General features: G+C 63.5%; 33 protein-coding genes. 15 read left to right on the top strand and 18 right to left on the bottom strand.

Annotated features, from left to right (window positions below; translation table 11 throughout):
* Positions 1-150: 150 nt before the first annotated feature.
* The 5 genes from ACFVUS_RS31205 to ACFVUS_RS31185 form a co-directional block, all read right to left on the bottom strand.
* The gene (locus tag ACFVUS_RS31205) at positions 151-708 is read right to left on the bottom strand and encodes a hypothetical protein (protein ID WP_387774534.1); all 558 of its coding nucleotides are present in this window, start codon (positions 706-708) and stop codon (positions 151-153) included.
* Positions 709-874: 166 nt separating this feature from the next.
* Positions 875-1,264 carry a nitroreductase/quinone reductase family protein gene (locus tag ACFVUS_RS31200; protein WP_387774531.1) on the bottom strand — a complete coding sequence of 130 codons (390 nt, stop codon included), beginning with the start codon at positions 1,262-1,264 and terminating at the stop codon, positions 875-877.
* 472 nt (positions 1,265-1,736) lie between these two features.
* Positions 1,737-2,459 carry a hypothetical protein gene (locus ACFVUS_RS31195; protein WP_387774528.1) on the bottom strand — a complete coding sequence of 241 codons (723 nt, stop codon included), beginning with the start codon at positions 2,457-2,459 and terminating at the stop codon, positions 1,737-1,739.
* 144 nt (positions 2,460-2,603) lie between these two features.
* A complete protein-coding gene (locus ACFVUS_RS31190) occupies positions 2,604-3,044 on the bottom strand; it encodes a hypothetical protein (protein ID WP_387774525.1) in 441 nt (146 codons plus the stop codon).
* Positions 3,045-3,159: 115 nt separating this feature from the next.
* Entirely contained in the window at positions 3,160-3,957 is a 798-nt protein-coding gene (locus tag ACFVUS_RS31185) for an IclR family transcriptional regulator (protein WP_387774522.1), read from the bottom strand.
* A 222-nt stretch (positions 3,958-4,179) separates the two neighbouring features.
* Here ACFVUS_RS31185 and ACFVUS_RS31180 point away from each other — a divergent pair, with 222 nt between their 5' ends.
* Positions 4,180-5,004 carry a transglutaminase domain-containing protein gene (locus tag ACFVUS_RS31180; RefSeq protein WP_387774519.1) on the top strand — a complete coding sequence of 275 codons (825 nt, stop codon included), beginning with the start codon at positions 4,180-4,182 and terminating at the stop codon, positions 5,002-5,004.
* A 63-nt stretch (positions 5,005-5,067) separates the two neighbouring features.
* The gene (locus ACFVUS_RS31175) at positions 5,068-5,391 is read left to right on the top strand and encodes a hypothetical protein (protein ID WP_387774516.1); all 324 of its coding nucleotides are present in this window, start codon (positions 5,068-5,070) and stop codon (positions 5,389-5,391) included.
* Between the two features lie 246 nt (positions 5,392-5,637).
* On the opposite strand, the gene ACFVUS_RS31170 is transcribed toward ACFVUS_RS31175, so the two are convergent.
* Positions 5,638-5,949: a hypothetical protein gene (locus ACFVUS_RS31170; protein WP_387774513.1), complete on the bottom strand. Its 312-nt coding sequence runs from the start codon at positions 5,947-5,949 to the stop codon at positions 5,638-5,640.
* A gap of 218 nt (positions 5,950-6,167) precedes the next feature.
* Here ACFVUS_RS31170 and ACFVUS_RS31165 point away from each other — a divergent pair, with 218 nt between their 5' ends.
* The 4 genes from ACFVUS_RS31165 to ACFVUS_RS31150 all read left to right on the top strand — a co-directional run bounded on the left by ACFVUS_RS31165 (position 6,168) and on the right by ACFVUS_RS31150 (position 8,765).
* Positions 6,168-6,644, top strand: coding sequence for a hypothetical protein (locus ACFVUS_RS31165; RefSeq protein WP_387774510.1), 477 nt, complete (start codon positions 6,168-6,170; stop codon positions 6,642-6,644).
* A gap of 136 nt (positions 6,645-6,780) precedes the next feature.
* A complete protein-coding gene (locus tag ACFVUS_RS31160) occupies positions 6,781-7,191 on the top strand; it encodes a hypothetical protein (RefSeq protein WP_387774507.1) in 411 nt (136 codons plus the stop codon).
* 15 nt (positions 7,192-7,206) lie between these two features.
* Positions 7,207-7,575, top strand: a complete 369-nt coding sequence (locus ACFVUS_RS31155; RefSeq protein ID WP_387774504.1) for a YciI family protein — start codon at positions 7,207-7,209, stop codon at positions 7,573-7,575.
* The gene (locus ACFVUS_RS31150) at positions 7,572-8,765 is read left to right on the top strand and encodes an RNA polymerase sigma factor (RefSeq protein ID WP_387774501.1); all 1,194 of its coding nucleotides are present in this window, start codon (positions 7,572-7,574) and stop codon (positions 8,763-8,765) included. The genes ACFVUS_RS31155 and ACFVUS_RS31150 overlap by 4 nt, the downstream gene beginning before the upstream one ends.
* Positions 8,766-8,987: 222 nt before the next feature.
* On the opposite strand, the gene ACFVUS_RS31145 is transcribed toward ACFVUS_RS31150, so the two are convergent.
* Together ACFVUS_RS31145 and ACFVUS_RS31140 are read right to left on the bottom strand one after the other, a co-directional pair.
* Positions 8,988-9,617 (bottom strand): hypothetical protein, encoded by a 630-nt coding sequence (locus ACFVUS_RS31145; protein WP_387774498.1) that lies wholly within the window; start codon positions 9,615-9,617, stop codon positions 8,988-8,990.
* A 610-nt stretch (positions 9,618-10,227) separates the two neighbouring features.
* Positions 10,228-12,474: an excinuclease ABC subunit UvrA gene (locus ACFVUS_RS31140; RefSeq protein ID WP_387774495.1), complete on the bottom strand. Its 2,247-nt coding sequence runs from the start codon at positions 12,472-12,474 to the stop codon at positions 10,228-10,230.
* Positions 12,475-12,535: 61 nt separating this feature from the next.
* On the opposite strand from ACFVUS_RS31140, the gene ACFVUS_RS31135 reads away from it, so the two are divergent.
* A complete protein-coding gene (locus tag ACFVUS_RS31135) occupies positions 12,536-13,516 on the top strand; it encodes a helix-turn-helix transcriptional regulator (RefSeq protein ID WP_387774492.1) in 981 nt (326 codons plus the stop codon).
* A 328-nt stretch (positions 13,517-13,844) separates the two neighbouring features.
* Here the strand turns inward: ACFVUS_RS31135 and ACFVUS_RS31130 are convergent, their stop codons facing one another.
* Positions 13,845-14,306 carry a hypothetical protein gene (locus tag ACFVUS_RS31130; protein WP_387774489.1) on the bottom strand — a complete coding sequence of 154 codons (462 nt, stop codon included), beginning with the start codon at positions 14,304-14,306 and terminating at the stop codon, positions 13,845-13,847.
* A gap of 287 nt (positions 14,307-14,593) precedes the next feature.
* Here ACFVUS_RS31130 and ACFVUS_RS31125 point away from each other — a divergent pair, with 287 nt between their 5' ends.
* The 3 genes from ACFVUS_RS31125 (at position 14,594) to ACFVUS_RS31115 (ending at position 16,079) form a co-directional block, all read left to right on the top strand.
* Positions 14,594-14,869, top strand: coding sequence for a hypothetical protein (locus ACFVUS_RS31125; RefSeq protein WP_387774486.1), 276 nt, complete (start codon positions 14,594-14,596; stop codon positions 14,867-14,869).
* Positions 14,870-15,034: 165 nt separating this feature from the next.
* The gene (locus ACFVUS_RS31120) at positions 15,035-15,535 is read left to right on the top strand and encodes a hypothetical protein (protein WP_387774483.1); all 501 of its coding nucleotides are present in this window, start codon (positions 15,035-15,037) and stop codon (positions 15,533-15,535) included.
* A gap of 130 nt (positions 15,536-15,665) precedes the next feature.
* Positions 15,666-16,079, top strand: coding sequence for a hypothetical protein (locus tag ACFVUS_RS31115; RefSeq protein WP_387774480.1), 414 nt, complete (start codon positions 15,666-15,668; stop codon positions 16,077-16,079).
* Between the two features lie 21 nt (positions 16,080-16,100).
* On the opposite strand, the gene ACFVUS_RS31110 is transcribed toward ACFVUS_RS31115, so the two are convergent.
* Entirely contained in the window at positions 16,101-16,577 is a 477-nt protein-coding gene (locus ACFVUS_RS31110; RefSeq protein WP_387774477.1) for a hypothetical protein, read from the bottom strand.
* 442 nt (positions 16,578-17,019) lie between these two features.
* Positions 17,020-17,580 carry a hypothetical protein gene (locus tag ACFVUS_RS31105; RefSeq protein ID WP_387774474.1) on the bottom strand — a complete coding sequence of 187 codons (561 nt, stop codon included), beginning with the start codon at positions 17,578-17,580 and terminating at the stop codon, positions 17,020-17,022.
* Positions 17,581-17,728: 148 nt separating this feature from the next.
* Here ACFVUS_RS31105 and ACFVUS_RS31100 point away from each other — a divergent pair, with 148 nt between their 5' ends.
* Positions 17,729-17,974 (top strand): hypothetical protein, encoded by a 246-nt coding sequence (locus ACFVUS_RS31100; RefSeq protein ID WP_387774471.1) that lies wholly within the window; start codon positions 17,729-17,731, stop codon positions 17,972-17,974.
* 387 nt (positions 17,975-18,361) lie between these two features.
* Here the strand turns inward: ACFVUS_RS31100 and ACFVUS_RS31095 are convergent, their stop codons facing one another.
* Together ACFVUS_RS31095 and ACFVUS_RS31090 are read right to left on the bottom strand one after the other, a co-directional pair.
* Complete coding sequence (locus ACFVUS_RS31095; protein ID WP_387774468.1) at positions 18,362-18,682, bottom strand: hypothetical protein; 321 nt, start codon at positions 18,680-18,682, stop codon at positions 18,362-18,364.
* Positions 18,683-19,026: 344 nt separating this feature from the next.
* On the bottom strand, positions 19,027-19,437 hold the full coding sequence (locus ACFVUS_RS31090; protein ID WP_387774465.1) for a VOC family protein: 411 nt from the start codon (positions 19,435-19,437) through the stop codon (positions 19,027-19,029).
* A 215-nt stretch (positions 19,438-19,652) separates the two neighbouring features.
* Between ACFVUS_RS31090 and ACFVUS_RS31085 the strand changes: the two genes are divergently transcribed.
* From ACFVUS_RS31085 to ACFVUS_RS31075, 3 genes are all read left to right on the top strand, one after another.
* Positions 19,653-20,123, top strand: coding sequence for a hypothetical protein (locus tag ACFVUS_RS31085; RefSeq protein ID WP_387774462.1), 471 nt, complete (start codon positions 19,653-19,655; stop codon positions 20,121-20,123).
* A gap of 395 nt (positions 20,124-20,518) precedes the next feature.
* Positions 20,519-20,953, top strand: coding sequence for a hypothetical protein (locus tag ACFVUS_RS31080; RefSeq protein WP_387774459.1), 435 nt, complete (start codon positions 20,519-20,521; stop codon positions 20,951-20,953).
* A gap of 179 nt (positions 20,954-21,132) precedes the next feature.
* Positions 21,133-21,426 carry a hypothetical protein gene (locus tag ACFVUS_RS31075; protein ID WP_387774456.1) on the top strand — a complete coding sequence of 98 codons (294 nt, stop codon included), beginning with the start codon at positions 21,133-21,135 and terminating at the stop codon, positions 21,424-21,426.
* Between the two features lie 192 nt (positions 21,427-21,618).
* On the opposite strand, the gene ACFVUS_RS31070 is transcribed toward ACFVUS_RS31075, so the two are convergent.
* From ACFVUS_RS31070 to ACFVUS_RS31050, 5 genes are all read right to left on the bottom strand, one after another.
* Positions 21,619-22,479 carry a hypothetical protein gene (locus ACFVUS_RS31070; protein ID WP_387774453.1) on the bottom strand — a complete coding sequence of 287 codons (861 nt, stop codon included), beginning with the start codon at positions 22,477-22,479 and terminating at the stop codon, positions 21,619-21,621.
* Positions 22,480-22,753: 274 nt separating this feature from the next.
* Positions 22,754-23,833, bottom strand: a complete 1,080-nt coding sequence (locus tag ACFVUS_RS31065; RefSeq protein ID WP_387774450.1) for a hypothetical protein — start codon at positions 23,831-23,833, stop codon at positions 22,754-22,756.
* A gap of 429 nt (positions 23,834-24,262) precedes the next feature.
* Positions 24,263-24,922 (bottom strand): GNAT family N-acetyltransferase, encoded by a 660-nt coding sequence (locus ACFVUS_RS31060; RefSeq protein ID WP_387774447.1) that lies wholly within the window; start codon positions 24,920-24,922, stop codon positions 24,263-24,265.
* Positions 24,923-25,040: 118 nt separating this feature from the next.
* Positions 25,041-25,670: a hypothetical protein gene (locus ACFVUS_RS31055; protein ID WP_387774444.1), complete on the bottom strand. Its 630-nt coding sequence runs from the start codon at positions 25,668-25,670 to the stop codon at positions 25,041-25,043.
* A 98-nt stretch (positions 25,671-25,768) separates the two neighbouring features.
* Complete coding sequence (locus ACFVUS_RS31050) at positions 25,769-26,062, bottom strand: hypothetical protein (RefSeq protein WP_387774441.1); 294 nt, start codon at positions 26,060-26,062, stop codon at positions 25,769-25,771.
* A 339-nt stretch (positions 26,063-26,401) separates the two neighbouring features.
* Between ACFVUS_RS31050 and ACFVUS_RS31045 the strand changes: the two genes are divergently transcribed.
* Entirely contained in the window at positions 26,402-26,845 is a 444-nt protein-coding gene (locus ACFVUS_RS31045; RefSeq protein WP_387774438.1) for an HIT family protein, read from the top strand.
* Positions 26,846-26,856 lie beyond the last annotated feature (11 nt).

The raw sequence follows: 26,856 nt of genomic DNA, 5'->3' as shown, positions 1-26,856 counted from the left end.
ATGAGCTGCGATTCGCGGCCGATCGTCGCGAAAACGGCTGACCAGCGCGGGTGTTTGATCTTCCGCAGCGGCAAGTCGAGCAGCTAGGTCAGCGCGATCAGCAGCATGACAGTGCGTTCAGGATCGCAAGCAAGCATCTGCGGTTTGCTGTCAGGATCGTTGCTCGTACAGAGTCCTGAGTTCTTCTCTGGATAGCGGGTGCTGCCGAGACATCCGATAGTCGCCGGTGCGCCGGTTGATGTATAGGTATGTCGGGCAGTTGCCCGATTCAGCGCACTGCCAGTGTTTTTCGCCGGGCGCGATCTGTATCACCAGATTGTTGGCGGGACAGGTCAGCAGATCTGTCGCCATCCGCTCTGCTTCGGCTCGGTTCACGGGTCGAGCATCGGTGACGTAGGAGAACAATCGGCTTACATATTCTGACCACCATCGCACCCAGCCATCACGGCTGTCCGAAGCGCGTGTAGCAGCGGCTTGCAATGCTGAATACTCTTGCGCCACACGCCATCCCACGACCCGGCGGGAGTAGTCGCACAGGACCGCAGCGCAGTAGCTGCGCTTGGGGCAGTTGGCGTCTCCGGCAGCGTCAAGCAAGAGCGGCAGCCCCGCGGGGTCGTGAAGCAGCAGATCCTCGTCCTGCTCCATCAACACCGCATCGGGATCGGCCGCCCAGGCCCAGAACGATTGTTCGTCAGTGAAAGGCCACACTCCCGCAGCCTAGACAAGGCATTGCGGGCCGGTCTGATCAGCGCGGCCAGCGGTAGAAGCGGGCGTTCCGGCGGCCTGAGACCGACTCAGCCCGTTAACTTTCGACTTGCCTCTGGCCGGTTCAGCCATCGCGGTGTGCGGCACATGAGTGCGTCCTGTGAAGTCGCTATCGGACGGGCCGCGCCTCCAGATAGTCCGGTGCACCCGTACCGCGCAACAACAACCGCACGGACCACGGCGCCCAATGGAAGGTCGGGTCGGATCCGAGGATCGGCTCGACCATTGTGACGGTTCGCCCATTCCACTCGAGCTCGAACCTGCCCGCCATCAACACGTTGCGGACCCAGTCCGACTCTCGGCCATGGCTCAAGGCGATGCGATACCTGCCGTGACGGATGAAAACCGCCACCGGGCTTCGGTATTCGCGTCCGGTACTGCGCCCGTGATGCACCAGCACTGCCCAGGCAGGTACCAACTGCATCATTCGGAATGCCAGACGGTTGACGACCCGGCGCTCGAGGCGGGCCAAGTTGCGAGAAAACGGCACGATCTCCATGCTGCCTGCCTGCCTCCTAGTCGCACTGCGATCTTTCGTTCCGTGGACATCGGGGAGACTGATGGGCATGTCTGAATGCACCGCGACCGTTACAGTCAGCGACGAGGAGTACGAGCCGAGTGTCGTTGAAAACGTCTGCGTCGCAGTCACGTTGGAGAGAGAATCTGCGACCGTCATAAGGCTTCGCTATGTCGGATGCCTCAATGTCCCGGACTCGCAGACACATATCACAGTCACTGTCGAAGGTTCTCAGTCCTACCGAGGGCGGGTTCTCGCCGGGCATAAAGGGCCCGGAGGCGGGTGGATCACATTCGAGTGCGACACACCGATTCCGAGTTCGCGTGGCGAAGCGAAGCAGAGCAGTTGATCCGCAACCCGGCACTTAGGTGCGTTCGGCCCGCCTCGACCAACCATCTTCGCCTTCGACACGAACCTCAGGGCTGCTGATCATGCCGGCGACGACTCGGTCGATCTAGCCGCTGTCCTTGTGGCTCAAAACGACTGCGACTTTGCCGTCTTTCTTGATTTCTACCCACGTGCAGGCCTGATAGGAATCGAGTATCCAGCCTTGTTGCCAGCAAGAGCCTTTCCATGTGCTGGAATCGCCAGGGAAGGCAGTTTTTTGGGTGAAAGTCCATCCCTTGCTGTCAGTCAGGTACTGCCGAACCTGTTCAGCGACTTGCTCGGGTGTCCCGTTCGTTCCTGTGATGTAGAAAGTCCGTTCGCAGTCGGTGCCGTCGGAATCGTGGGAGCAGTCAGGGGCTACCGTTTTGGTTATCGACAGCCCCTCGGGCAGCGAGCCGATCGCGTCGACGGGGGGCATGGTCGCGGTTCCGAGACCCAGCAGGCCCGTAGCGGTGACTACCAGCACGACCAACCCACTGACCAGGCAGTATAAACCCCCGAGCGTCCAACCAATGCCTATGCGCGCCTTGGCGTCCCGGCCGAGCGGCACCACTCGGTCAGGCACGAACTCCACGATCGGCGCGACGATCAGCACCACTATGACCAATACGGCCAGCGCTACGCCGACGGTGGTCTGGAAATCGGTACCGAAGACGTCATTCTGCAGCGGGATCTGAACACCGGCCACGATGGTCAGCACCGTGACCCCTGCCCATCGCCCTGTCGGGGTCTGGGCCGTTAATGCCCAGCACAGCACCGGGAATAGAAACACCACGCACGAAATGAACACGAGCGCACCATATTCGATGCGCCACGCCCCGCAGTGTCGCGCTGCACGATCGGACGACAGTGTCACCTACCCCCGCGGCAGCCCGTGCCGAGTGGCCCCGCATCAGGGAAAGCAGATGCGGGGCTTATGTTTTCGGTCAGCAGGTCAGGAGATGCTCCAGTTGGCGTAGCGGCTCCACCATTCGGCGGAGCGGTTCGAATCCTCCTGGGAGCTGTTGCCGCGCAGGTAGCCGTCGTCGAAGTAGGTTCCCTGGTAGATGCCGACTTTGCCGTCGGACTTCCATTCGATCCTGAAGGTGATCGTGCGGCCGTTGATCACTCCCTCCTTGACTCGGCCGTAGGAGTTGATGGTGTTGGCCAATCCGGTGAATTTGGTCGCGGTGGCGGAATCGTCTATCGAGACATGGAATCCGAGAGGACTGTCGTTGGTGCCAGACGCGCGCTGGTAGACGTCGAACTCGTGCTGCAACTCGATCGTGCCGGGCGGGAGCGCCGGGGCGCTGGTCGTGCCGGAGACGGTGAGGGCGGCGGTGGCGCCGAGTACGAAGAGTCCTGCGCACAGCGTTCGTTTCAACTGGGAGAACATGGAGGCTCCTGTATCAGGTGGTACGGCACGAGCTTTCGTGCTCTCACCTAATTCAGGATGTGTTCCCCCGATGTTTTGTTCGCAGTATTTGCGCAGGTCGGCGGGAGCGACCGTATCACTCAGTGATACGGGGCGCGGGGGCGAGCGCGGTGCGGGCGAGCGAACGCAGGTCGCGGCCGATGGCGTCGGCGGCGGCGATCAGGGCACGCTGGGTTGAGCGCTGGGCGGCGGCCGAGCTCCGACCGGTGATACCGATGACTCCGAGCGGCCGTTCATCGGCGTCGAGAATGGCGGCCGCCACACAACTCCAGCCCGGGGTCACCTGTTCGCGTTCGTAGGCCAGCCCGGTCGCGCGCGCCTGCTCGAGCAGCAGCCCGAGCTCGCGGGGCGAGGTCGCCGAATGTTTGGTCAGCGGAGCACATCCCGTATGCGCTATCCGCTCGCTGAGTTCGGCGTCGAACGCCGTCTGCAGCCTTCCGGCGGCGGTGAGCGCGATGCTGGACCCGAGGCGGGCATTCGACGGCCAGTTCTGGTTCCGGACCGCCTCGCGGTACTCGTGCCCGAAAACCAGCTGCCGAAAGACCATTTCACCGTCGAAGAACTCCCCGCACCAGCTGACCTCCCCGTGCGCGCGCAGCGAGAGTTCCCTCAGATGAGGCGGTGCGACGACGGACAGCCCCTCCTCGTTCACCGCCCGGAATCCGTAGTAGGCCAGCCGCGCGCCGAGCCGGTAGCCGTCGGGGACGAGTTCCAGAACCTCATGGCGCACAAGATCATTGGCGATCCGGCGCACCGTCGCCTTGGGCAACCCGGTACCGCGAGTGAGCTCCGCGAGCGACATCGGCCCGGACGCGGCCGCCACCGCATCGGTGATCGCGACGACGCGACCGACCATCGTGTGATCATCGGACATACACGACCACCCGGCTTCCCCGACAACAAGGCGACCGGCCCAGTGTGCGAGCACAACCCAACGCTGTCAACGGATTTCGCCGGTCATCTGCCGGCCAACCAGTTCGGACGGCCAAACAGAGCCCGGGTCGCGGCAGAATAGTGCGTTCGGGAACAGTGTGATGCTGTTCCTGCGGCCTGGGTCTGGCGACGTTTTCGGTTGGATTGCTTAGGCTTTCGAACCATGACGGAGTTGTTGGACTATGCCACCGCGAGCCCACTAACCAACTTGAACGGTATCGATCCGACCGTATCCAGCTCGACACCCACCGAGGTGCTCGAGATTTGTCGGTGGGCATCGACGCTTGTCATCCAGCCACACGATGCGAAGGTTCTCGGGTTGCCCGCAGAGCGATTCGGCGAGAACCAGATTCGACAGGCCAACCGTCTCATCGCCGCGCTGCTGGAGCTGGACCCAGCCCCGTTCGATCTCGCTCGCGACCCGTCGCGCCGCGTCATCGGAACGTGCCGTCATTTCGCCGTGCTCAGCTGTGCGCTATTGCGCTACCGCGGCATCGCTTCCCGGGTGCGGTGTGGCTTCGCCACTTACTTCCAGCCCGGTCAAGGGGTCGACCACTGGGTCACCGAGTATCGAGACGACACCCACGATCGTTGGGTGCGCATCAACTCCGAGATCATCAGTCAAGACATTCTGGAAAATCCCGAGGACCTCGGTGCCGGTGAATTCCTCAGTGGCGGTGAAGCCTGGGCCGCGTACCGCGAAGGTCGTATCGACCCAGCCACCTTCGGCGTCTACGGAACGCAGAACTGGGGACCAGCGGAGATTCGAGGCAACGCGGTCAAAGACCTTGCGGCGCTGAACAAATTCGAGATGCTTCCCTGGGATGAGTGGGGGCGCATGACAGCGTCCTATGACGATGCAACCGGTCCCGACTACGACGAGCTGATCGACGCAATCGCCGCAGCGTGTATTCGGGACGACACTGCGGAGATCATCGATCTCTACGCGTTGGAGGAGTTACGGGTGCCCGCGGAACTACTTTTATGATCATCGAGTCCACGCTTCTGACGGTTCCTGTCCTCTGAGTGTCTGCGTTGCTACCGTCCAGCCGTGAGCCTTACTGATCTCAGCGACCGATTCCGCGATGATGCCCAACGGCGGCGGACTCAACAGGCAATTGAGAAGCGACTTGCAGACGACCGGAACCCGGACGAATGTCGCTACCTGATGAGGTTTGTCTGGCAGCTGCGTATGTCCTACTGCGAGGTGACCGAACGCGATCTCCAGGAGCATGTCGGTACGGACAAGCTCCGGGCTATCGAGGCGCTTGTCGAGGCTGCCCGGCGATCACCGGGGTCGATCGACGCGTGGATCGATTCGATCGAGCAGACCTTTCCTGTCGTTCAAGATCGAGGCTTCGAGACGTTCGGCTAGTCACCGCTCGATCGAATGCCCGACCTCACAAATTGACAGCGATATGCCGTGCCGCTGCTGCGCGTCGGTCTTGGCTGCTCGATGCTGACCGGGAGTCCCTCAGTTCCTGAATTCGGTAGTGGCGCACACGGCGGCGGTCGCGAATTCCTCTGTCTGTTGATCTACCCTGGCTGGTTCGGTCAGCGCGGTAGGCGGCATGAGCGTGTGTTCCTGCCGTAGAAATGATTCCTTTGAATCAGGCACCCGCTATAAGGGCATCTCACCAACGATGCGTGCACCGTTGTCGAAGAGAAGAGTCAAAACACGGTCCTTCTCCTGTGCAGTGGCCAGTCGGCATCGCAGCAGGCCCAGGACCGGGCCTGCGGTGCGAGGGTCGTCCTCAGTGCGAACATCCCAGTTTCGGCCTTCGGTATCGGTAAATTGGAAATCGTTCAGGTCCATGTAGGTATCGGGCTCACCAGGTGGGGCCAGGTCAAAAACTAGGCGCAACCAGCCGTTCCACACCCATATCTGTTCAACCTCGAGTCCGGACAACTCCGCGAATCCATCGGTAACCACGATCGGGAGCGTAACGGTGACCCTCCCTACGCGCTGGCCAGCGCGGACCACTGCAGATGGAAGGACTCGGGCGATCTCTGAACCGTCCTCAACTCGGCATTATGGTGCGTCTCTGGATCCGAGTTGATCTCTGCCCGTTGATCTTCCGGTGAGCCGGGTGGCCGCTTCGAACAGCGCATCATGCGGCATGAATAGGGCGCCGAAACGGGGGGATTGGAATGACGCGTGAGGATGCGGACAGCTTCGAAGTTCAGGGCGTCGAGCGAATCCCGGTCTGCACCACGGACGGCGACGCTCAGACATGGACGCTGAAGATCAGCTGCCATAGCAGAAGCCTTGACTATCTTGTGCACCTGAGCGATACGGGCGGGGGCGAGTGGGAGGGGTTCGGCCACAATGTATTCAGTGCCTTCGCCGACGCGCGCAGTGAGCCTGAGGCGCGCGGTTTCAGATTCCTGGTCATCGGAGCGAGACCGGAGTATTGGCCCTCCGGCATGAGCAGTTCCATGGGTGGTGGTGTAGCCCTGTACCGACATTATCCTTCGGCACTGCGACGCCTCGTGGGTGACCTCGCGGACGTGGTGATGCGCCGTGGTTCGACTCGGTACATGTTCGACCCAGCACCGCTGTCGAAGATCGCGACAGCCTCGGAGCAGACGGTATTTCGAGCGCAGTGGAAGATGCGCATCATCTGACGCGGACGCGGTCGCGTTCTGGACTTTCCCTCATCCGCGGCGCCGCCGCGCACGTTTTCGACGACCGAATGTCGAAAACCGTCTGCCGGCTCCGTGGTACCGGCGAAGGAACCATCAACCGAAAGGAACTCTCGTCATGAGTACCTCGATCTCCGACCTCGACCGTCTCGTCGGCACCTGGCGGGTGTCCGGCGGCGCCGCCGGCACCACGACCTACGCGTGGCTCGACGGCCGCGCCTTCCTGTCCCAGCGCGTGGACATGGACCACGATGGGCATCGCGTCTCCGGACTCGAAGTCATCGGCCACGAACGGCCGTTCGGCGGTGAGACGAGTGAGGCGGTCACCTCACGCTTCTACTCGAGCGACGGCGAAACGCTCGACTACGAATACGAACTCGACGGCGACGTGCTGACGATCTGGGGTGGCCGCAAGGGCTCGCCGGCGTACTGCCGGACCACGTTCAGCGCCGACGGCAACACGCTGTCCGGCGCATGGGTGTGGCCCGGTGGCGGTTACGAGGCCACGATGACACGCGTCGCTGAATAGCGGGAGGATGGAGCCGTGAAGTACATCCTGCTGGCCTACACCAACACCGCGGACTGGGCGTCGGTCGACTACTCGAGCCCCGAGTTCGCCGCGATGTGCAAGTTCTACGAGGAGCTCGGTGCCGAGCTGACCGAGTCCGGCGAGCTGGTCACGACGATGGGGCTCGCCGATCCGTCGTTGACCCGGACCGTGCGGAAGTCCGCTTCGGGTCCGGTCGCCAGCGACGGGCCGTACGCCGAGGTGAAGGAGGTCCTTGCGAGCTTCTCGGTCGTCGACGTCGACTCCCACGACCGCGCGATGGCAATCGCCGCACGGGTCGCCGAAAACATCGGCGACACGATCGAGGTCCGGCCGCTTCCCGACGGACCGCCCGCCGACCTGTGATCACTCGCGAGATCGAGGACCTGCTGCGCGACCTGGCGCCGCAGGTCCTCGGTGCGCTCGTCCGCCGATACGGGCACTTCGACCTTGCCGAGGACGCGGTACAGGAGGCCTTGCTCACGGCGACGACACAGTGGCCCCCGTTGCCGGACGAACCACCCACCTGGCTGATCCGGGTGGCCTCGCGGAAATTGATCGACCTGCTGCGCAGCGAGCAGGCCCGCCGCGAGCGGGAGGAAGTGCCGGTTGCACCGTCCGGACCCGTTTCGGCACAAGATGATTCGTTGATCCTGCTGTTCATGTGCTGTCATCCCGCGTTGCCGCGCACCGGTCAGATCGCGCTCACCCTGCGCGCGGTCGGCGGCCTCACCACGGGAGAGATCGCCCGGGCGCTGTTCGCGCCCGAAGCGACGATGGGACAGCGGATCAGCCGCGCCAAGAAGACGATCAAGCGGTCCGGCGTGCCGTTCGCGATGCCGGCCGAGCACGCCGAACGCCTCGACGCCGTGCTGCAGGTGCTGTACCTGATCTTCAACGAGGGCTACACGAGCACCTCGGGGCCGGTGCTCGCGCGGGTCGAATTGTCGACCGAGGCCATCAGACTCGCCCGGATGCTGCACCGCAACCTGCCCGGCGACGGCGAAGTCGCCGGCCTGCTCGCGCTGATGCTGCTGACCGACGCCCGCCGCGCCGCGCGGACCGGGCCGGGAGACATGCTGATTCCGATGGCCGAGCAGGACCGGACGCTGTGGGACCGCGCGCAGATCGCCGAAGGAGCTGCGCTGGTAACTGCCGCGATGTCACGAAACAAGCCCGGTCCCTACCAGATTCAGGCAGCGATCGCGGCAGTCCACGACGAGGCTCCGACACCGGACACGACCGACTGGGAACAGATTCTCGCGCTCTACACCTTGCTCGACCAGATGTCAGACAATCCGATGGTGACGCTGAATCGTGTTGTCGCCCTGGCGATGGCACGTGGCGTGCCCACCGGGCTCACGTTGCTCGAGCAACTGCGGACCGACCCGATCCTCGCCGAGCATCATCGTTTCGCCGCAGTCGAAGCGCATCTCGCGGAACTCGCAGGCGATCTGGAACTGGCTGCCGTGCAATACCGTTCGGCAGCACACCGGACACTGAACGAGTCCGAGCGGCGCTATCTCGTCACGAAGGCAGCGCGGCTCGAATCATGACCGAGTGGGTCTGCACCTCGACCCGAGCAGTTCCCGGCCGCGGTCAAGTGCGGCGCAGACACGAATTGCCGCTCCGCCGCGAAAGCTGTGACCCGCACGTCGGAGAGCACGCGTTGGGAAGCCGCTGTCGGTCAACCGGTTTGGATGTCCGACCAACGTGCGGGTCGCAGCATGAGCGGACTCCAGCCTCGGACATGCTGGGCCGGCTCACGGCGCCGTTCGTCAATCGAAGTCGATGTACTCGGACCAGGCCGGATCGATCCACTCGCCGCTCAGTCGCTGGAACGTCAGTCGCTCACGATCACGAGCCACATCCGGTGCGATCGACTTCAGCCAAGCAGTCACCGAAGGCCAGCCCTGTTCCGCGAACTCGCCCTCACTGATCATCCAAACCGGAGGATCAGGGTCAAACAGATCCGCTCCATCGATTGCGTAGAACTCGTAGGACTGGTGATCGACCAGAACCAGCATCCCCGCGGAATCGCCCATCGAATCGCCGAGCTGATGCTGCGTGGCCAGCGCCGCTCGCTTGGATTCACCGCCCAGGGCTTCCACCCCGAACAAACTTCCGCTCAGCCATCGACCGCCGCGAACACCGATCCAGCGCAACACCTCTCGCACAGCAGCGGGAACGACCGACACCTGCTGTGCCATCGCCCAACGATCGATCTGCGAATCGGACGCGCCAACCATGGACTCACGCCGAAGTCCATCGGCGATCACGCGATCGATCACCGCACGAACCGAAGCGGCCGCATCATGTGCAGGACCCGGTCCCGTTGCGGAGGTCTCTGAGGTCATATTCGAACATCTAACAACACCGACAGCGCGCGGCCGATTCTCGATCTCCACGAAGGACGACTGTGTACTCAACTCGACAGAAGAGTGCTTCGGGAAGCGCTGGCAGCCAACCAGTTTGACTGCCGACCAACGCGCGGGTCGCGGCAGGAAAGTGCGTTCTGGCGCGAGGCGACGACGCGCCCTGAAGTCCGGTGCCTCACCCAGTCGCGGCTACCCGGATCAGCCTTCGAGGTCGTGCGCAATCTGAACCAGGAAGGTGGTGACCGACTGAACGTGGACAGCATCGCTCACTACAGATCAAGGACAGCTGATCGTCGGGACCATTTTTCACGTCAGTGAACTGGTCGGGGCTTAGAACGCATGACCGGCAATACCTTTCATGGGCGACAGATAGAGATCAGCCATACGGCAAGCCCCGAACGCCCCCGCAGATCTCATCAGTGTTTGTATGCGGTCCGGACATTGGGTGGCATCTACATCGACTGGAAAAGCGATCCTGACGAGATTCGCCGCGACCTCACGGCGCCACAGCTGTTCGCGGTGTCATTAGGAGCCTCTGTTCGATGATCAGCGTGATCGCCATTCCGGGCAGGACCTGTGCTGACAACGAACGGCTGGCCCGGCGCCCCGATACCTGTCTCGCTGAAACCCGCCGATGTCGTCAACTCCGCAGAGCGCGACCGGTTTTCGAGTCCGGACACGTGGCGAGCTTCTCGGGTGTGCCCTCGAACACGAGTTGTCCACCATGGCGTCCAGGCCCGGGTCCGAGATCGATGATGTGGTCTGCCTGGCGGATGACATCGAGGTTGTGCTCGATGACCACCATGGTGTTGCCCTTGTCGACGAGCGTGCTGAGTAGCTCCAGCAGGATGTCGATATCGGAGAGGTGCAGGCCGGTGGTCGGTTCGTCGAGGATGTAGAGAGTGTTGTCGGCGGTGCGGGTCAGTTCCTTGCCGATCTTCAGCCGCTGGCATTCGCCGCCGGAGAGCGTGGTCAGCGACTGGCCGAGGCGCAGGTAGCCCAGGCCGACTTCCGCGATACGCCGCAGCGGTCCGGCGATACCCGGTTCCCGCAGGCGCGCGGCGGCATCGGTGATGGTGAGGTCGTCGATATCTGCGATGGTCAGACCGTCCACCGTGTACCGGAGTACCTCCGGGGTGAAGCGCCGTCCGTTGCAGCTCTCGCACACCGTTTCCTGGCCGTCCATGAAGGCCAGATCGGTATAGCTGACACCGAGCCCTTTACAGGTGGGGCAGGCCCCCGCCGAATTCGCGCTGAACAGAGCGGGACTCACGCCGTTGCGGGTGGCGAACAGCCGCCGGATAGCGGGCGCGATACCGGCATAGGTGATCGGCGTCGAGCGCCGATTGGTAGTGAGCGGACGCTGATCGACGATGGTCGCGCGATGCCGATCGGTCAATTCCGCTACCAGACTGGACTTTCCGGATCCGGCGACCCCGGTCAGCACCGTCAACACCCCGGTGGGTATATCGACGGTGAGCCCGCGCAGATTGTTTCGCGTGGCGTTGTCGATCCGCAGTTTGCCGGTGGGAGTGCGGTGTTCGCGTCGGGTGCGGCGTTCTCGCAATCCACGTCCGGTCGGGGTGTCGGCGGTGCGCAGCGCGTCGAACGGTCCCTCGAATATCACCTCACCGCCGGCGGTCCCCGCTCCCGGCCCGATTTCCACGATCCGGTCGGCGATACGCATGATGTCGGGATCGTGCTCGACGACCAGCACGGTATTGCCCTTGTCCCGCAACTGTTTCAGCATCCCGGTCAGTGATCGGACATCGTGCGGATGCAGACCCATGGTGGGCTCGTCGAAGACGTACAGCATTTCGACGAGGCTGCTGCCGAGATGCCGCACCGTCTTGATGCGCTGTGATTCACCGCCGGACAGGGTACCGGTGGGCCGGGCCAGCGACAGGTAGCCGAGTCCGATGTCGGTGAGTGCGATGAGTCGCTCGCGCAGGGCCGTCACCACCGGTGTGACACTCGGATCCGATACGCCCGCAACCAATTCGGCGAGTTCGGCGATCTCCGTGCCGCTCATCTCGACGATGGTGCGGCCCAGCACCCGGGCCGAGCGGGCGGCGGCGTTCAACCGATCGCCACCGCAGTCCGGGCAGGGTCGGGTATTGGTGAACTTCCGTAGCACGGTCTGCTTACGTTCGGAGAGATTGTCCGCGGTGTGCAGGTAGATCCGTTCGAACCGCTCGATGACCCCCTCGTAGTCCCTCGGGGGACGGGTGCTCAGCCGTGTCGCCGCGGTTCCTCCGTACAGCAGCGCTTGTCGTTCGGACTCGGTCCACTCGCGCAGTGGGGTGGTCGCGTCGAAGGAGCCGATGTCGGCGTACTGCCGGTACCAGTACTGTCCGTTGCCGAAGCCCGGCAGCAAGATCGCTCCCTCTTCGAGTGATCTGTCCAGATCCAGGACACGCTCGACAGCAGTGGACATCGTGTGTCCCAATCCCGAACAGGCTGGGCACATTCCGGCCGGATCGTTGAACGAGAAGTGGTTCGACTCTCCCACGTACGGGGTGCTGATCCGCGAGAACAGTAGGCGCAGATAGCTGTACGCATCGGTGATGGTGCCGACGGTGGAGCGGGCATTGGCGCCGAGCCGTCGCTGGTCGATGACCACTACCGGCGACAAACCCTCGATGTGATCCACTTCCGGCCGAGTCCAGCGTGGTAGCCGATTGCGCACGAACGGGGGGTAGTTCTCGTTCACCTGATATCCGGCTTCGGCCGCGATGGTGTCGAAGACCAGCGACGATTTCCCCGATCCGGAGACGCCGACGAAGACGACGAGGTTATTGCGCGGCACATCGAGGTCGATCCGGCGCAGATTGTTCGTGCGGGCGCCACCGATACGGATAAAGCGGTGTTGCTCGAATGTGGTCATTATTCGACGCTATCGACAGATGTGGCCGGATCTTGGCCGCAATTAGCGCCATGATGGAGATATGGCCGATGTGACCCGTCGTACGCTCGAATTGCTGGCCCAGCTCCAGACGGGGAGGCGGTTCAGCGGAAAGGAACTGGCCGCTCGGCTCGAAACCAGCCCGCGCACGCTGCGCCGCGATGTGGAACGGCTGCGCGAGTACGGCTACCCGGTGTCGACACAGCCCGGGCCCAGCGGCTTCTATCGACTTGCCGCCGGCCAGACCCTGCCGCCGCTGGTACTCGACGACGACGAGGCGGTCGCCACGCTGGTCGGCCTCACCCTACTGGGTGCCACGGCGCCGCGAGAACCCTTAGACGGCAACGGATTCGCCCCCGCGGCCGACCGCGCCTTCGGCAAACTCGACCAGTTCCTGCCGCACCGCCTGCGACCGGCTGTGGTCGCGCTGCGCGAAACCGTGGAGGCCGCACCGCAGAACGCACCGGCGGTGCGACCGGAGGCGCTGGCCATCCTCGGCACCGCGGCGGCCTGGCACGAATACCTCACCTTCACCTACCTCGACCGAGACGGACACACCTCCCACCGCCGGGTCGAGCCGTACCGCACGATCTACCTCCACCTGCGTTGGTATCTGCTGGCCTGGGACGTACGGGCGGTCGACTGGCGTACCTTCCGCCTCGATCGCATCGACGAGATCGTGCCTACCGCAAGCCATTTCACCCCGCGCCCGCTGCCGGCCCGGTCGGGCGCGGAGTATCTGCGTGCCGGGTTGAGCGCCGGCCGCCACCGCGCGGTCGTCACCATCGAGACCGCCGCCGCCGCCGTCGCGGACGTGCTCAAATTCCAGGACTGCGAGATCGAGTCACAGGGGCCGGACCGCTGCCGCCTGATCGTCCAGGTGGATTCGTTCCACTGGCTGATCCTGCAGGTCGGATTGATCGGCGCGGAATTCGCTATCGAAGAGCCCGCCGAGTTCCGCGATCTCGCAGCCCAACTCGCCCAACGGCTGAACCGGGCCGCTGAGTCTCGGCCCACATCTTGAACAGACGACGTGGCCTCGGGTTGCGGCTGGTAAGAAGCCGGTGTCAGGAACGGATCCCGGTCGAGCGGTGGGTGCTCCCTTCATGACGGACACCACAATGTTTCGTTGACACGGGAGGCACGGCGATGATCGTCATCTCGGAAATGCTCACCGCGGCAACCGCATACGACAACCACACATGCACTCGATTCGGCACTATGGCGCGTCACCGGAGCCGAGTTGATCTCTGCCCGTTGATCTTCCGGTGAGCCGGGTGGCCGCTTCGAACCGCGCGCCACGCGGCAGTTCCGGACGTTCTCTCCGACGGCCGCGCCACGGAGTAGACGTGCTACTCGTCGGCAGTTCCATCACGCTGAATGCGCTGGAAGCTCTCGGCGATCCGCCGGAGGTACGCGCCGTACTCGGGTGAATCCAGTTCGAAGCCTTGCTGATTCCAGCGATGAGCACTCCATCGGTCGTCGATCTCGGCCTGATGGATCGCCCGCAGCACCGCGGGCCGATAGATCAAAGCCACTCGCCAATCGCCGAGGTATCGAGCCTGGATATGGGCGGTGACATACCGGCGGCGGTGAGCCGTGCCGACCACGGTCACCACCTCATGACCCTTCCCGGCGAAACCGCCGATCACATGAAGCTTCGCACCAGCCGGGAAGATCTTGTGGCTACGCAGTTCAGCGTTGGGACCAGACTCCCTGTACGGGTAAGGCAACAACGACGCGACCACACACCACTCGGGCCGAACAGCATCATCGCTCACGGCATCAAGATATCGGCCCACCTGGTAGATCATGGGCATTGATCCTCAGCACCCGGCGGCGGCCCGTCCGGCGTGAATGCCCTTGTAAGCGGCATGAGCGGATGTTCGCGGTTGTCATTTCCGCCGAGTCGCCGCGGCGAGCGTAGAAACATACTACGGTCGGTAGTAGGTGTTGCGGGATGGGAGTGACGATGAACAATATGGGAAGCCTTCGACGGCGGGTGCAGCCACTAGTGCGGGCTACCGCCTGGTCGCATGCGGCAACCCGAACCACAATCGGAATAGGGGCTCTCGCAAGCCCTTCCGTGACAGAGACATGGGTGGGGCCGACCGAGACCGGTTCCGCAACAGTGTTACGCCCCGCCTTCGCGGTACGTGATGCAGTTCTCGGCGTCGGTACGCTCTGGGCTCTGGCGACCGGCAAGCCCGTTCGCCACTGGTTCGTGGTCGGCACTGCGATCGAAGTTGTCGAGCTCACCGCAATCGTGCGCAACCACAGCGAATTGCCGCAGACGCTTACGAACAAGGGCTGGTCTACGGTGACCGTCGCCGGGCTTCTCGGTGGCGCTCTCGTCGCGGCATTGCTCGACGAGTAAGTGCGCAGCTTCTGGTCAGCGGTGACCGGAGACCGTACTCAATTCGGCATGAGCGTGCATTCGCCGCACGCATGGGCTGCGGTGAGCGCTGCGACTCCAGAGAGCGCGAATGCTACAGGGCTTTCGGGGTGGTCGGTTTGCGTGAGGGTCGTAGCGTCGGAGAGTATGGGGACAGCGATTTTGGCTGCGTCATCTGCGATGGCGGGGATTGTGTTCGGTCGTTTCTGGGATATGCGGACCGAATCAAGGCAATGGCAAAGAGATCAGCGGGCAGCGAGCTACCGTGCCCTTGCTGAGCAGTTCCAGCTGGTGTGTGAGGTGCTACGAGCGTTGGCGCTGACCGACCCGTCGACTGCGGGATACGCGGCGCGCATAGATGATGTCCGCCAAAACGTCTACCAGGGCTGGGACAGCGCATACACCGCAGTCTGGCTCTACGGTTCCCCCGATGTGGTAGCCGTGGCCGCCACCCTCGATGCCGATATGACCCGCCTGTTCTACCGCGTAGCCGAACAACACTTCGACGTCGCAGGATGGCAACGGGAGAGAACGCCTGCCCGGGAAGTGTTCGAGAAGTTCATCTTCGCTATTCGCCGCGAGATCCGATTGCCGCAGGTGGACGCTCGGTTCTTCTCCTACGTCCACGCACCTGCCGATCCCGAATAGGGACGGTTCTCCGCATACCGAGCCCGCGGCAGTCTCCTAGATGGTCGGGGCATGGGTGATATCGGGTGGCATCGAAGGTTGTTGTGCGGCAGCATGTTCGGCTATCGATCGTTCGGGAGGGGAAGAGTCGATGGCAGACGGGGAACCGGTGTGGGAGTCGCACGCGCGCAAGGCGTTGCGGGCCGCGGTCGATCAGGATGCCGAGCGTGAACGCGTGCATGTGGGGGAGATGGTGCGGCTCGGGCCGCCCTCGGTCCTGCACGAGGCGGCCCTGGTGTGGATCGGGGAACTGTTCGCCCTGATACCGCCGCCGCCGGGCGGTCTCCGAGTCCCCGACACATCGTCGGCGCAGTGGTCATTTCTGAGCGAATCGCAGTGGTGGGCATTGAAACTGGTCTCGGCGTGCAGCCAACGTGATGCGGACACGGTCCACCAGTTACTCGACGAGGCGGGCACCGATCCCGACACCCTCACCGATCGGGTGGGGCGGGTGCTGGCGCTGGTAGCGCTCAAGCTCCGCCATCCCCTGAACTCGCCACGGTGAACCCTCCGACGGCAAACCGTCTCACGGCGTTCGTTGATCGGTTACGCGGTCCACGCGATCAGATCCGGCGCGCGCTGAGGCGTTGAGGCACCACCACACCGCGCCCGCGAGTATCAGGCCGGGCGAGATCAGGGGTAGCAGTGCGGCGAGTGTGAAGTGGGCTTCGACGAAGATATGGTCGCCGAATTTCGACTGGGCGAGATCGCGGACGTCGGCCCAGATCAGGATGACCGCGATCATGCAGACCGCCAGCGAGCCGAGCGCGTGGACGCACGCGAGAGCGAGCATCGCACCGAGTTTGGCACGGGTCTGGACTCTTTCGACCAGCAAAGTAGCGACCAGCAGCAGCGCCGCCGACCCCACCAGCACCAGCCAGACGCCGGGGGTGCCCAGAACCTCAGCGGATCTGAACTGCGTGTAGTAATGCACGTCTTCGCGATAGTCCACCAACGGCACGTACAGGCCGAACAACGTTCCGAAGCTGCCCAGCCCCAACACCGTTCGACCTATCGTGCGCGCTTTCTCCCCCTCCGAGGTCCGCGGCTGGTCGATTGCGCGTTCATCGTCATCAGTCGGCACACGCCGAGTGTGCCAGCCCGCACCGCGCCACGGCCGGAACCAGCCACCGCCTGGTGCGCGGAGATTGGGTGGTTTGGCTCACCAGGTCATGACATCGCTCATTCGATGTCAGCGTCGCTGATGTGCCGGTGCCGAATACCAGTCGGCTCCACCATTTTTCGCGGGGTCGATGTGCCTGCCTGCACTCCATCCGCCTGGACACCGCATCCCGGACAAGCCCAGGCAGGCACGTCGCAGCGACCCGGAAATGGCGTGAGTCGCGTTGCTGCGGAAGTCTTTTCCGGCGTTGTGGTCAGGTGAGATCGAGCCCGTTCCGGGCAGGGGGCCACGAGGAGCCCTGGCTAAAGGGATCTCGTTACGGTTACTCTTCGGTCGGGTCAGGGGGAGTCGGGTTGGGTGGATCTAAGCGGTGGTAAGCGCTGGGAAGCCAATGTGCAACAAAGTCCCAGCGGGGTGTTCCCCCGACCACGAAATCAAGCTGCCCCAGTGTCCCATCGAGTGAATGCCGCGCGGCGTTCACGAACGCGATCTGGGCTTGGGTAAGCGTCGAATGGACTTGCTCGTACTCGGCAGCGTCCTTTGGCTCGCGAGCGATCAAGATGAGCAACTCTTCGATCGCGGCACGGATAGGCAGTGTGGCTGCACTGACATCCGGTGGAGCCACCAGGCTGAGCGCCGCCAGGGAGGCGTTGAACGATTCCCAATCGGCGGTACTGCGACGATTGGCCGCATACGCCTCGCGAAGGTCGATTTCGACCTTGCCGTACTCCTGGAGAAAGGTGGAGTACGCGACCGACTGCCTATCTCGAATCAGGTGACGATCCTGGCTCTGACGGCTCACCCGACCGCCAGCGAATATGCCCGCCAATGCCGTGACAGCTGCCAGTCCGGACGTGGCCAGGACTGTCCAGAGATCCGCCAACTAACGCTCCACTCAAATCGAGACCTATTGAACACCAACGATACTCATCCCCTGCACTCGCCACGGTGAGCGTTCCGAGGCCGCCCGCCTCAAGGCGTTCGAGACGTTCCTCGATCAGTACGATGCATCCCGATCCAGCGGTGGCAGCATGTACGAGATGACGCCGACGAACTTGCTCGTTCTGAGCGTTGCGCTCCTGATCGTGACCGCGGCCGTGGTCATCGCGGTGTATACCCGCAGCCATCAGCGGCGTACGACCCGTGATGACCTCGACCGGATGTGGGCGCTCTACAACACCCTTCCCGAAGGCTCAGAACAAAAGCGTGTTCAAGGCGAACTGATCGAACAAGCCGAGATCAACCGCATTGCACTCGAGCGCAAGCAGCGTTTCTGACCCTTGCGCGGCGGAGTTTGGGCGGTTTGGCTCAGCAGGTCATAGCGCCAGCCATTCGATGTCAGCGCCGCTGATGTTCCGGTGCCGAATACCAGGCAGTTCCACCATTTTTCGCCGGGTCGAGGTGCCTGCCTGCACCCCATCCACCCGGACACCGCATCCCGGACAGATACAGGCAGGCACGTCGCAGCGACCCGGTGGCTACATAGGTGAATCTGGACGCAGTTGATTGGTGAATCCTGACGTCACCCCCGACCTGCGGGATGTCGTATCGGTGGAATCTGACGTCAGGGTTCGGCTTGACGTCCGGCTCTGGCCGGTTCGGTCAGCGCGCCACGCGGCAGATGAGTGCGTTTCGAACTGTGGCCGGAGAGGCCCGGAAGGCTCCTACTCGTAGGAGTAGGAAGAGTTGGCGCTCCAGCCGCCATCAGGGTTCTTGTGGTACCGGTAGACGGCCTTGGTCAGCCCGGAACCACTTGGACCGGAGCCGTACCGTTCATGCAGGCCGACAAGATCGCAGATCGATTGGACGAGTTCATCATCGGGGAAGTTGATCGGCTGCGCACTCGAGACGAGCGTGTACCCAATCTGCCCGTGCTGCACCGTGATTGACAGTTCAGCGCTGGTCTCGTCTTCATAGACGTGACGCAGGACATGGCCACCGATGGCCATATCGACCGAATATTGCTCATCAACTGGAACGCTCACCGGACTGAGTCTTCTTCACAACAATGTTTGATACAAGTACAACCGGTAGCAGCGGTCCTACATTCGGCATGATGGTGCGTTCTGCTGGCCTCGGATCGGCACGGCCAGTTGATCTTCCGCTGGGTCGTGCTGGCCGGTTCTGTCCGAGCGATCAGCGGCATGAGTGCTCACTACCGGCCACCGACTGGGCCGACTACGCCGAGCAGATGGTGCGGGTGCTCGATGCCGAGCCGGGCCTTCGAGGGTGGCGTGGTCGATCGCTGGGCCGAGCGGCCGGTGACGAGGCGAGCGCAAGGGGACTGCCGCCGGCCGCGGCATCGCCGACCGGGCGCAGCGCGGGTGGGTCAGCGGCCCCCGGTGATGTTGACCAGCCACGCAGTCCCGAACCGGTCGACGCACATCCCGAACTCGTCGCCCCACGGCTGGGTGGCCAGCTCGACCGTCACGGTCCCTCCGTCCGACAGCGCCTGCCAGTAGCCGCGCAGCTCCTCGGTGTCGTCCCCGCCGAGGCTGACCGCGAGGTTGTTCCCGGGCCGCAACGTCTGGCCCGGCAGCATGTCGGCGGCCATCAGCGTGAGGCCGGACGCTGTTTCCAGCCGGCCGTGCATGACCTGGTCGCCGATGCCGTGGTCGTCGGTGCCGAAGTCGCCGAAGTGGTTGATCGTGAGATCGCCGCCGAACACGTCCTGGTAGAACGCCAGGGCGGCCGCGGCGTCACCCGCGAAGCTGAGGTAGGGGTTCAGTCGAGTGGTCATGGACCGACGATAGGCGGACATCGGTCACAGACCTCGGGTTGAGTCCGGTGCGGACCGAGTTCGCTCATGAGCAGCAATCATTGATGATCAGCCGTGGTGAACCTCGGATTCGCTCCGGCGCGTTCCGTCGAACCCGCCCTGCCGAAACGCGCGGGTCGCGGCAAAAGCGGACGGACCACGGCGAACCACCCAGAACTGTGGCAATCTGACAGCTCATGTTCGTCTTCTCCGATGAGTTCTTGGTGCCGCGTCTCGGCACAATCCGATACCTGCCCGAGAACTTGAACGATCCGACAGCCGAATCGTGGAGTATCACGGTGCCCCTTGCCCCGTTCTCCGCCACCGACATCTACGACCCGAACACGTTCCGCGTAGGCACCGCCGGTCCGGAGATCATCAAGACAGCATTGCGACTCGACTGGATCGAGGTCCCGGCCACGCAACTGGACGAGCTCAGCGGTCGCACCTTCACCTTCCCGGTCAATCCCGAAGGCAATTTCATCGACACCACCATCTACCTCGGTGGCGGTCACTGTCTTGTCGACGTCACACGAATCGACTTCGGGCACAGCCGAGACGGACAGATCCAGGCGACACTGCACGCGGAGTTCGACTTCGACAGCGAAGGCGTGGAGATCGAGAACCGGGCCGCAGTGATGACCACGAATCTCTACCTCACAACATAATCAAGACTTCGCCGCGCAACGGTTCGGCGAATGCACTCCATTCGACAGTTCGGTGCGTTTGGTCGACCTCAGATGATTTCTGCCCGTTGATCTTTCGAGGCCGCGCGCTAATGAACTGCGTGAAGCACTGGGAACCGTAGAGTTGCCCGTATGCGACCTGACCATCGAACGCTGGACGTGAGATTTGATCGGCACGGTGTTCTCGGGCCATCGACGCTGGCGACGTCGTGAAGGGCGACTTGCGAAGGCAATCCAGCGGCCTCGGGCTGACCGAATCCGATCGTCTCGCCCGTACGCTCCGCGTGGCACGTCAGACGACCGCGGCCGCCCTGATCTGCTCCGCGATGGCGATACCGGCGTGTACGTCCGACGCCGGCGGAGGCGACACTCTCGCCGTGTCGGCACCTGGAACCGCAGCCCGGACCCAACCGCTCGTGCCGGACACTACGATTCAGAGCCCGCAGCGCACATTGCCCGCGCAGACCACGATCGCGTCACCACCAAAGGGCAATCAGCTGATCGGAGTTTGGCGTTCGGTGAGAGATCCAACCGACGTACGGACCTTCGACGCTGACGGCACTGCCATCGAGCAAGCAGGCACCACTCCGTACACCGTCATCACCCGGACACGATGGGCCTGGGTCACACCGGCGAGCGCGATCGGAGGGCCTCCGGTCACGGATCTGGTACTCAGATTGGTCGACATGGACGTTCCGAACCCGTCGGGGCCCTCCGGCGTGTACTTCTATTCAGTCGATTTCGACAATCCGAACACACTCGAACTGATGTATCTCGAGGGGCCCGGCGAGCAGTACAAACGCGTGCGATAGCTGAGGATGGGGGCGCGGCCCGCTCGACGTTCGACGCCACCGGCGCCCCGCGCGGTCATCGGTGTCAGCGCGCACCGGGAAACACTGTCAGCCAACCTGTTTGGACGGTCGACTGAACGCCCGGGTCGCGGTATGAGCGGATAGTCGAGTTCCGGGTCTTCATCATGTTGAGTGGAGCGATGGGGCTAGCGCGCAAGGGAACTCGAATTCTCGACGTTGACGGCGAGATCTTCAGATGGGTCGTCGCACCTGACGACGAGCCCGGTCTCGGCATCGTCGTCGAGATCGCCGAAGGCCAAGGACAACGCATGGTCACCTGGGTCGACCACGGCACAGTCATCACGCCCGGTGTGGTCGCCGAGATCGTTCGCAAAGCCCTTCACAACGGATGGACTCCGCAGCAGGCGGGTCGACAAATCACATACCGCGTCGAAGACGCCCAATTCGTGATCTGGCCACCTCGGGAACAATGAGTCATCGATGCGCTGGAATCGGCATTATGGTGCGTTCACTGGAGTCGCCCAACCTGTAAGGCGCGCTCATTGATGGCGTCAGATTTCGCCCATACCAACGGATCTCAGCCCCGGCCAGCTGACGGCAAAAGTTCACCGACGGTCGGCGGCGGGATTGGTCAGCGTGGCCACACAGGTGCGCCAGTGATTGTCCTATTCTTCGATGAGGCGCACGAGGAGGGTGAGTCGACCGGCTGGCGTCCACGCGCCGATGGCGACGGTCCCCGAACCCAAAGGCGTGAGGCTCTCGATCTCGCCCTCGTCACGGAAGTCGATCGGCAGTGCGATGCGTTCTGGCGAGGCGAGGTTCTCGTTGGTGACGATCAATGCTTCCTCGGTCGCGTACACCGCGACTCGGTCATCGTTGAACCAGCATCCAGCTAGACCGAATCCGTATTCGGCGTCGACCTCGCTCGCGTCGAGTCGTGAAATCTCTGTCAGATCCGGCCATGACAGCATCCGTACGGTGTGCGGATCGCTGGGATACGGGGTCACGAGCAGCCTGTTGCCCGAGGGACTGAAGCCCGCGATCACGGGATCTTCTCCTGCGAGGATTTCGGTCAGGTGTAAGCGCGGTCCCTCGGCATCGACGCGGAAGGCGAGCACTCCGTCCTGCCCCATGGCGAGCTCGAGAATCGCCGTGTCCTGATCAGGATGGGGATGCAGGAACGCGCGAGCGTCGGCGGCGTCGATCGCCTGATCGTCCAGGACTGTCCCGGTCGTGGAATCGAGCAGGAGCAGCCGGTGTCTCTCACCGTCCGGAACAGCGACCACGAGCGAATCACCCAGGAGTGCAACCGCATCGGCGTGCATTCCTGGCATCGTGATCACCTCGGCTCCGGCGATGACGAGCCCGTCGGCGGCGGCGATGACGAGCAGATCGAGGCCCGATGCTGCCAGGACGCGGACTTCATCTTCCACCGAGAGCTCTCGCTTCGAGTTCTCGTCGAGTCTGTCATCGAGCAGACGTGCTGCACCCTCACGCCACAACGCGAACCTCGCCCGCCCGCCCACCTCCCCGGCATGAGCGAGACCCGACATCGGATCCAGGACATCGATCACGTCAGCGGAAATGGGCATTCGAGCACTGTATCGAGCGAGCGGTCATCGACTGGACCGAGAGGGCTAGGCCAGGCACACCCTCGTCGTGTCGACGCGTCACCCCGACCATCAATGGATGAGCGACCGTCCTCAATTCGGTCAGACGCCGTTCGGCTCCACCCACCAACCGTCAAGTGTGAGCACATGGGTCCATCGGAAAGTGTCGACCGGGATGTTCAGCAATTGGTCAAGGGTTCTCTTCGAGGGTGAGACCGTAGTAGTCGACGCGATAGCCGGCCACCGATTGCGCGTGGTCGCTCAGGCTCAGGTTCCGCGGGGACGCGACGCCCAGGCCGCGCAGGGTGTCGACCATCATACGAGCCAGACCGGGACCGTCGACCTCGCCGATACCGAAATCGCCCGAGTGATAGTGGGATTCGATCCAGTGCTCGAGCGCGGCGGGCCGCGTGGATTTCGGAATCCATCCGAGGGAGGCGGGGTCGGCGATACTCGCGCCGAGTCCTTCCGTGTCGTACGCGACCTCGAGGCGCTCGCCGCATGCGATGTGGAATACGACGGGCCCCCCGGTACCGGGCACCCGGGCATGAAAGCCCAGGTCCAATTCTATTCCGAGCGCATGGGTTTCAGCGGGCAGGTTCCAGAGGAAATCGGTGAGGGCGTGGCGGAAGACGTCCCATTCGTCGGTGTGCCACCCTCCGGGGAAGCCCAGGCCCGCATTGGCGGGATCCCGGTTGGAGCCGAAAAAGCCACCGATGGCGTAGTTCTCGCCGTGGCCCTGCCTCCAGAACCAGTTCTCCGCCGGAGCGGTCGGCTGCAGCAGCAGTTCGGGACCGTGCTCGCCGGCGCGCAATTCGAGGGTGTCCACCTGCTGACGCCAGCGGCGGAAGGGACTGCCCCACCGCGGAGGCGAGTCGTAGAACGGACCGAGGTCGCCGTACACCCCCATGATGGGGGCCGGGCCGAACTCTCGGGTCAGCGCCTCACCCGCCGCACGGAACGCGGCAGCCTTTCCCGCCGCGCCACCTTCGGGGACCGCGATGGGCACGTACAACCCCACGTAGTCCTCACCCTCGTGCACATAGTCCTTCTCGAACCGGTCCACTCGCCGCAGCCGAGGTGCCCACTGCGGCAGGTCGTCCGGCCCCACACCCCCGATCAGCCGCACCCCGTCGGCGGTCTCCTGCCACTGCCATCCGAGCCCCGCCACCAGTCGCCGCAGCGCCGCCGTCCGCCAGCCACCGGTTTCCGCACCCCGTAGTTGCCGCGCAAGATCGACCACACGTGTCGCGTCCCAACCCACCGTCATTCCGAACTCCCCGATTCGCTTCACTTACGCAGGAGACCCTGCCATACCGGCCCGACAGACATCGACTCCGTGAGCGCTCGGAGGGGTTTTACAGCGACATGCTCTGCGCGACGCGAAATGCCTTCAGGAGCCGCCGCATTCGCGCTCGGCGATCACGACGCACGGCAACCCGCCTCCGCTGCGAGATGCCGGGCCGATCCCTCGATGGTCGGGTGGTCCCCCAAAGATCAACATACGCAGCTGGATTTCCGACCGGCTCGTCGGCCGCAGCGGCCCGGCCATCGGCAATAGCGTGCGCTCGATCGATCCCAGATGACCTCGGCCCGTTGGTCTTCCCGAGATCCGGCACCCGGCCGTTCCGAACAGCGCGGGGACGCGGCATTACGTGCGTTGATCACTGACCGAAATTTGCGGCGGTGTCCTCGTTGGTCAAGTTGGGTTGGTCCGGCGGAGCATGTTCGACGGCGTCTCGGTCGACGACGGTGCCGGACCGCCGTCTGGCTGACCGTGATGTACGGCCCACTCATGGGCAAGGATCGACATCACCGTGGCGTCGATCCAGCGGTTCTCGTAACGCAGCGACTCCCGCAGGGTGCCCTCCGCGCGGAAGCCCACCTTCTCGTAGGCGCGGCGCGCCCGAGGATTGAAGTCGTAAACCTCCAGCGAAATACGATGCAGCCGAAGCTCTTCGAAGCCGTACCCGACCAGCAACCGGGTGGCCTCGGTGCCCAGCCCACGCCCCTGCCCGGGCGGGCCCAGCAGAATCCGGAAGTTGCAACTGCGGTTGCCCGGATCGTATTGGTTCAGCACTGCCTCGCCTACGCACTGTCCGGTGGCTCGTTCGACGATCGCGAGGTCCATTCGATCAGGCTGCTCGGCCCGCGTCAGATACCACTGACAAAGCTGTTCGTAGTGCGCCGGCTGAATCGGAGCGTGGGCCGCGGGCGCATCGTGCACGCTGCCGGTGAGCCGTCGCACGTCCGGGTCGCTCAACGCCTCGACGATGGCCGGGAGATCACAGTCAGAGAAGCTGCGGAGCTCGACTGTCCTGCTCCGCAGGGTGGGTTTGGCGGTGAATGGCTGTGACACCCGGTCGATTATGACTCGATCGCGCCGAGCGCCCGCAGTCGGTCACGGCTCGGCGAGATTGCCTGACCGGTCAGCGCGACATGCGGCCTGCCAGGATCGCGGATTCGAGGGGATCCGGTCATGTCGAAATACGGACGTCCGCACCACCTTCCCTCCCCTGCCAGCCGGGACCATGATTTGTCGGGTTTCGGTCTTCGGCCAATGCGATCGAGCCTTCTTGCGCGAACCGGCGGAGTTGGGACGCATCGGCGGTCCGGAGCTGTTCGGTCGAATACCCGTGTGGTCTAGCCAGGAGTGCCATGCCTCGAATCCCGAAATCGTATGTCTCGGGCTCCAATTCGAACGGAAGGGGCAACTCCAGCACATCGCGCAGCGCCCAGACGAGCTCGTCGGCGGCCTTCTCGTAGACCGCGTACTGCGCCGGGCAGCGGATCCGCCGAAGCCAATTGCCATGGAACGTAAGAGAGTTGTCCGTTGGCGGTTCCCAGTCCCGCGAGATGAGCAGTGCCTCGCCTTCGGCGGAGATGCGTTGCACACCGAGCATCTTGTTGGACGACACCTCGTACTCCACCTCTGACGAATAGCGCCGGAACTGGACGTATCCGCAGTCCGTCGAGAGCGCCATCTCGCTGCGATCCGGGAGTGTGAACAACGTCCATGCCAAGGCTTGGCTGTACCAATCCCATACAGCTTCGACCGCGGATTCGACCTCCTCCCGCGCGTGCTCGCCAGCCTCGTCGAGTCCCACATTTACCTCCTGGCCCGTGCAATGATGCGACGCTACCCACGCAGGCCGACATCACTCGTCAAACGATGAGTGCGTTCTGTTCTACTGCCGGGAGCAGCTCAGCGTCGACGGAACCAGCGGCGGCGGGCAGGTGGCTGCGCGGGAGCGCGATACCAGAACGCCTTGGGGCGGTCCTCCTGCATCTCCTCCCAGAGCATGAATGTGCGGGAGCTCAGGTTGCCGATGAACAGTGCCTCTTCGGCGGTGAGAGATCGATCGGTATCCCTGGCGAGCTTTCGGATTCCGCCGATCACTTGGTACAGAGCGTCGATCGTGGGGTCCGCCACCGAGCCGAGTTCGCGGACGCGTTCGGTGCCCAGAACGAAATTCTCGAAATCGAGCGCGAACGTCATCGCCGGTTTCGGCTCGGCGCGTACTTCGTCAATCAACTCTGTTGTGGCGATGACGAATTGGCCCGTCTCTCGGTCCAGTACGAACCCGACGATGGTTCCGTCGGGTGCTTACTCGAGCCACATCGTGCGGTCCTGATGGAAGAAGAAGGCGGGAAGATCCACTGGCACTACAACTCTCGTCCGTGATTGCGATACCGGTGAGTCTAAAGTCTCGAGAGCGGGCGACACCGGTGTGCGGGTATCGGTGGAGCGGGGGGAGGGTGTCGGTGCGAGTCGCCATGGCCAGTGGATGTCTCAGCGCTTCGCGCGGCGGAACAGTGCGTCGGTCGGTACTGTCACATGGTGGGGAATGAGTGTCTGATCTGTGAAAAACATCGTGGCAGGGGCCGTTTGGTCGGTCCGGTGATCTACGCCGACGAATTGGTGGTGGTGACGCATCGGCCGCTGTCGGAGGGTGTGCCGATGCCCGGGTATTTGTTCGTCGAAACCGTGCGTCACACACCGACATTGGCGGATCTGAGCGATGATGAGGGTGCCGCGGTCGGGTGGGCGGTGCGCCGGGCGGCATATGCGTTGCGCGCCGAGCTGTCTCCGGAATATGTGTTCTCGGCGATTACAGGACGCAGTGTCGCGCACTTTCATCAGCATGTGTTCGTCCGGCCCGCGGGCACTCCGGACACGGTGGACTGGTTCGCCTCCTGGAGTGATGGGCGGCATGTCGATGAATCCGTGTTGGCTGCGCTGTGCGAACGGCTCGCCACACATTTCACGCCGAACACGTGAGGACCTGCTCG

This window comes from Nocardia sp. NPDC058058 (assembly GCF_042885355.1).
In the GTDB taxonomy this organism is placed as follows: Bacteria; Actinomycetota; Actinomycetes; order Mycobacteriales; family Mycobacteriaceae; genus Nocardia.
The sequence above is the reverse complement of the archived record's forward strand: the minus strand, read 5'-3'. Positions and strand labels throughout refer to the sequence as shown.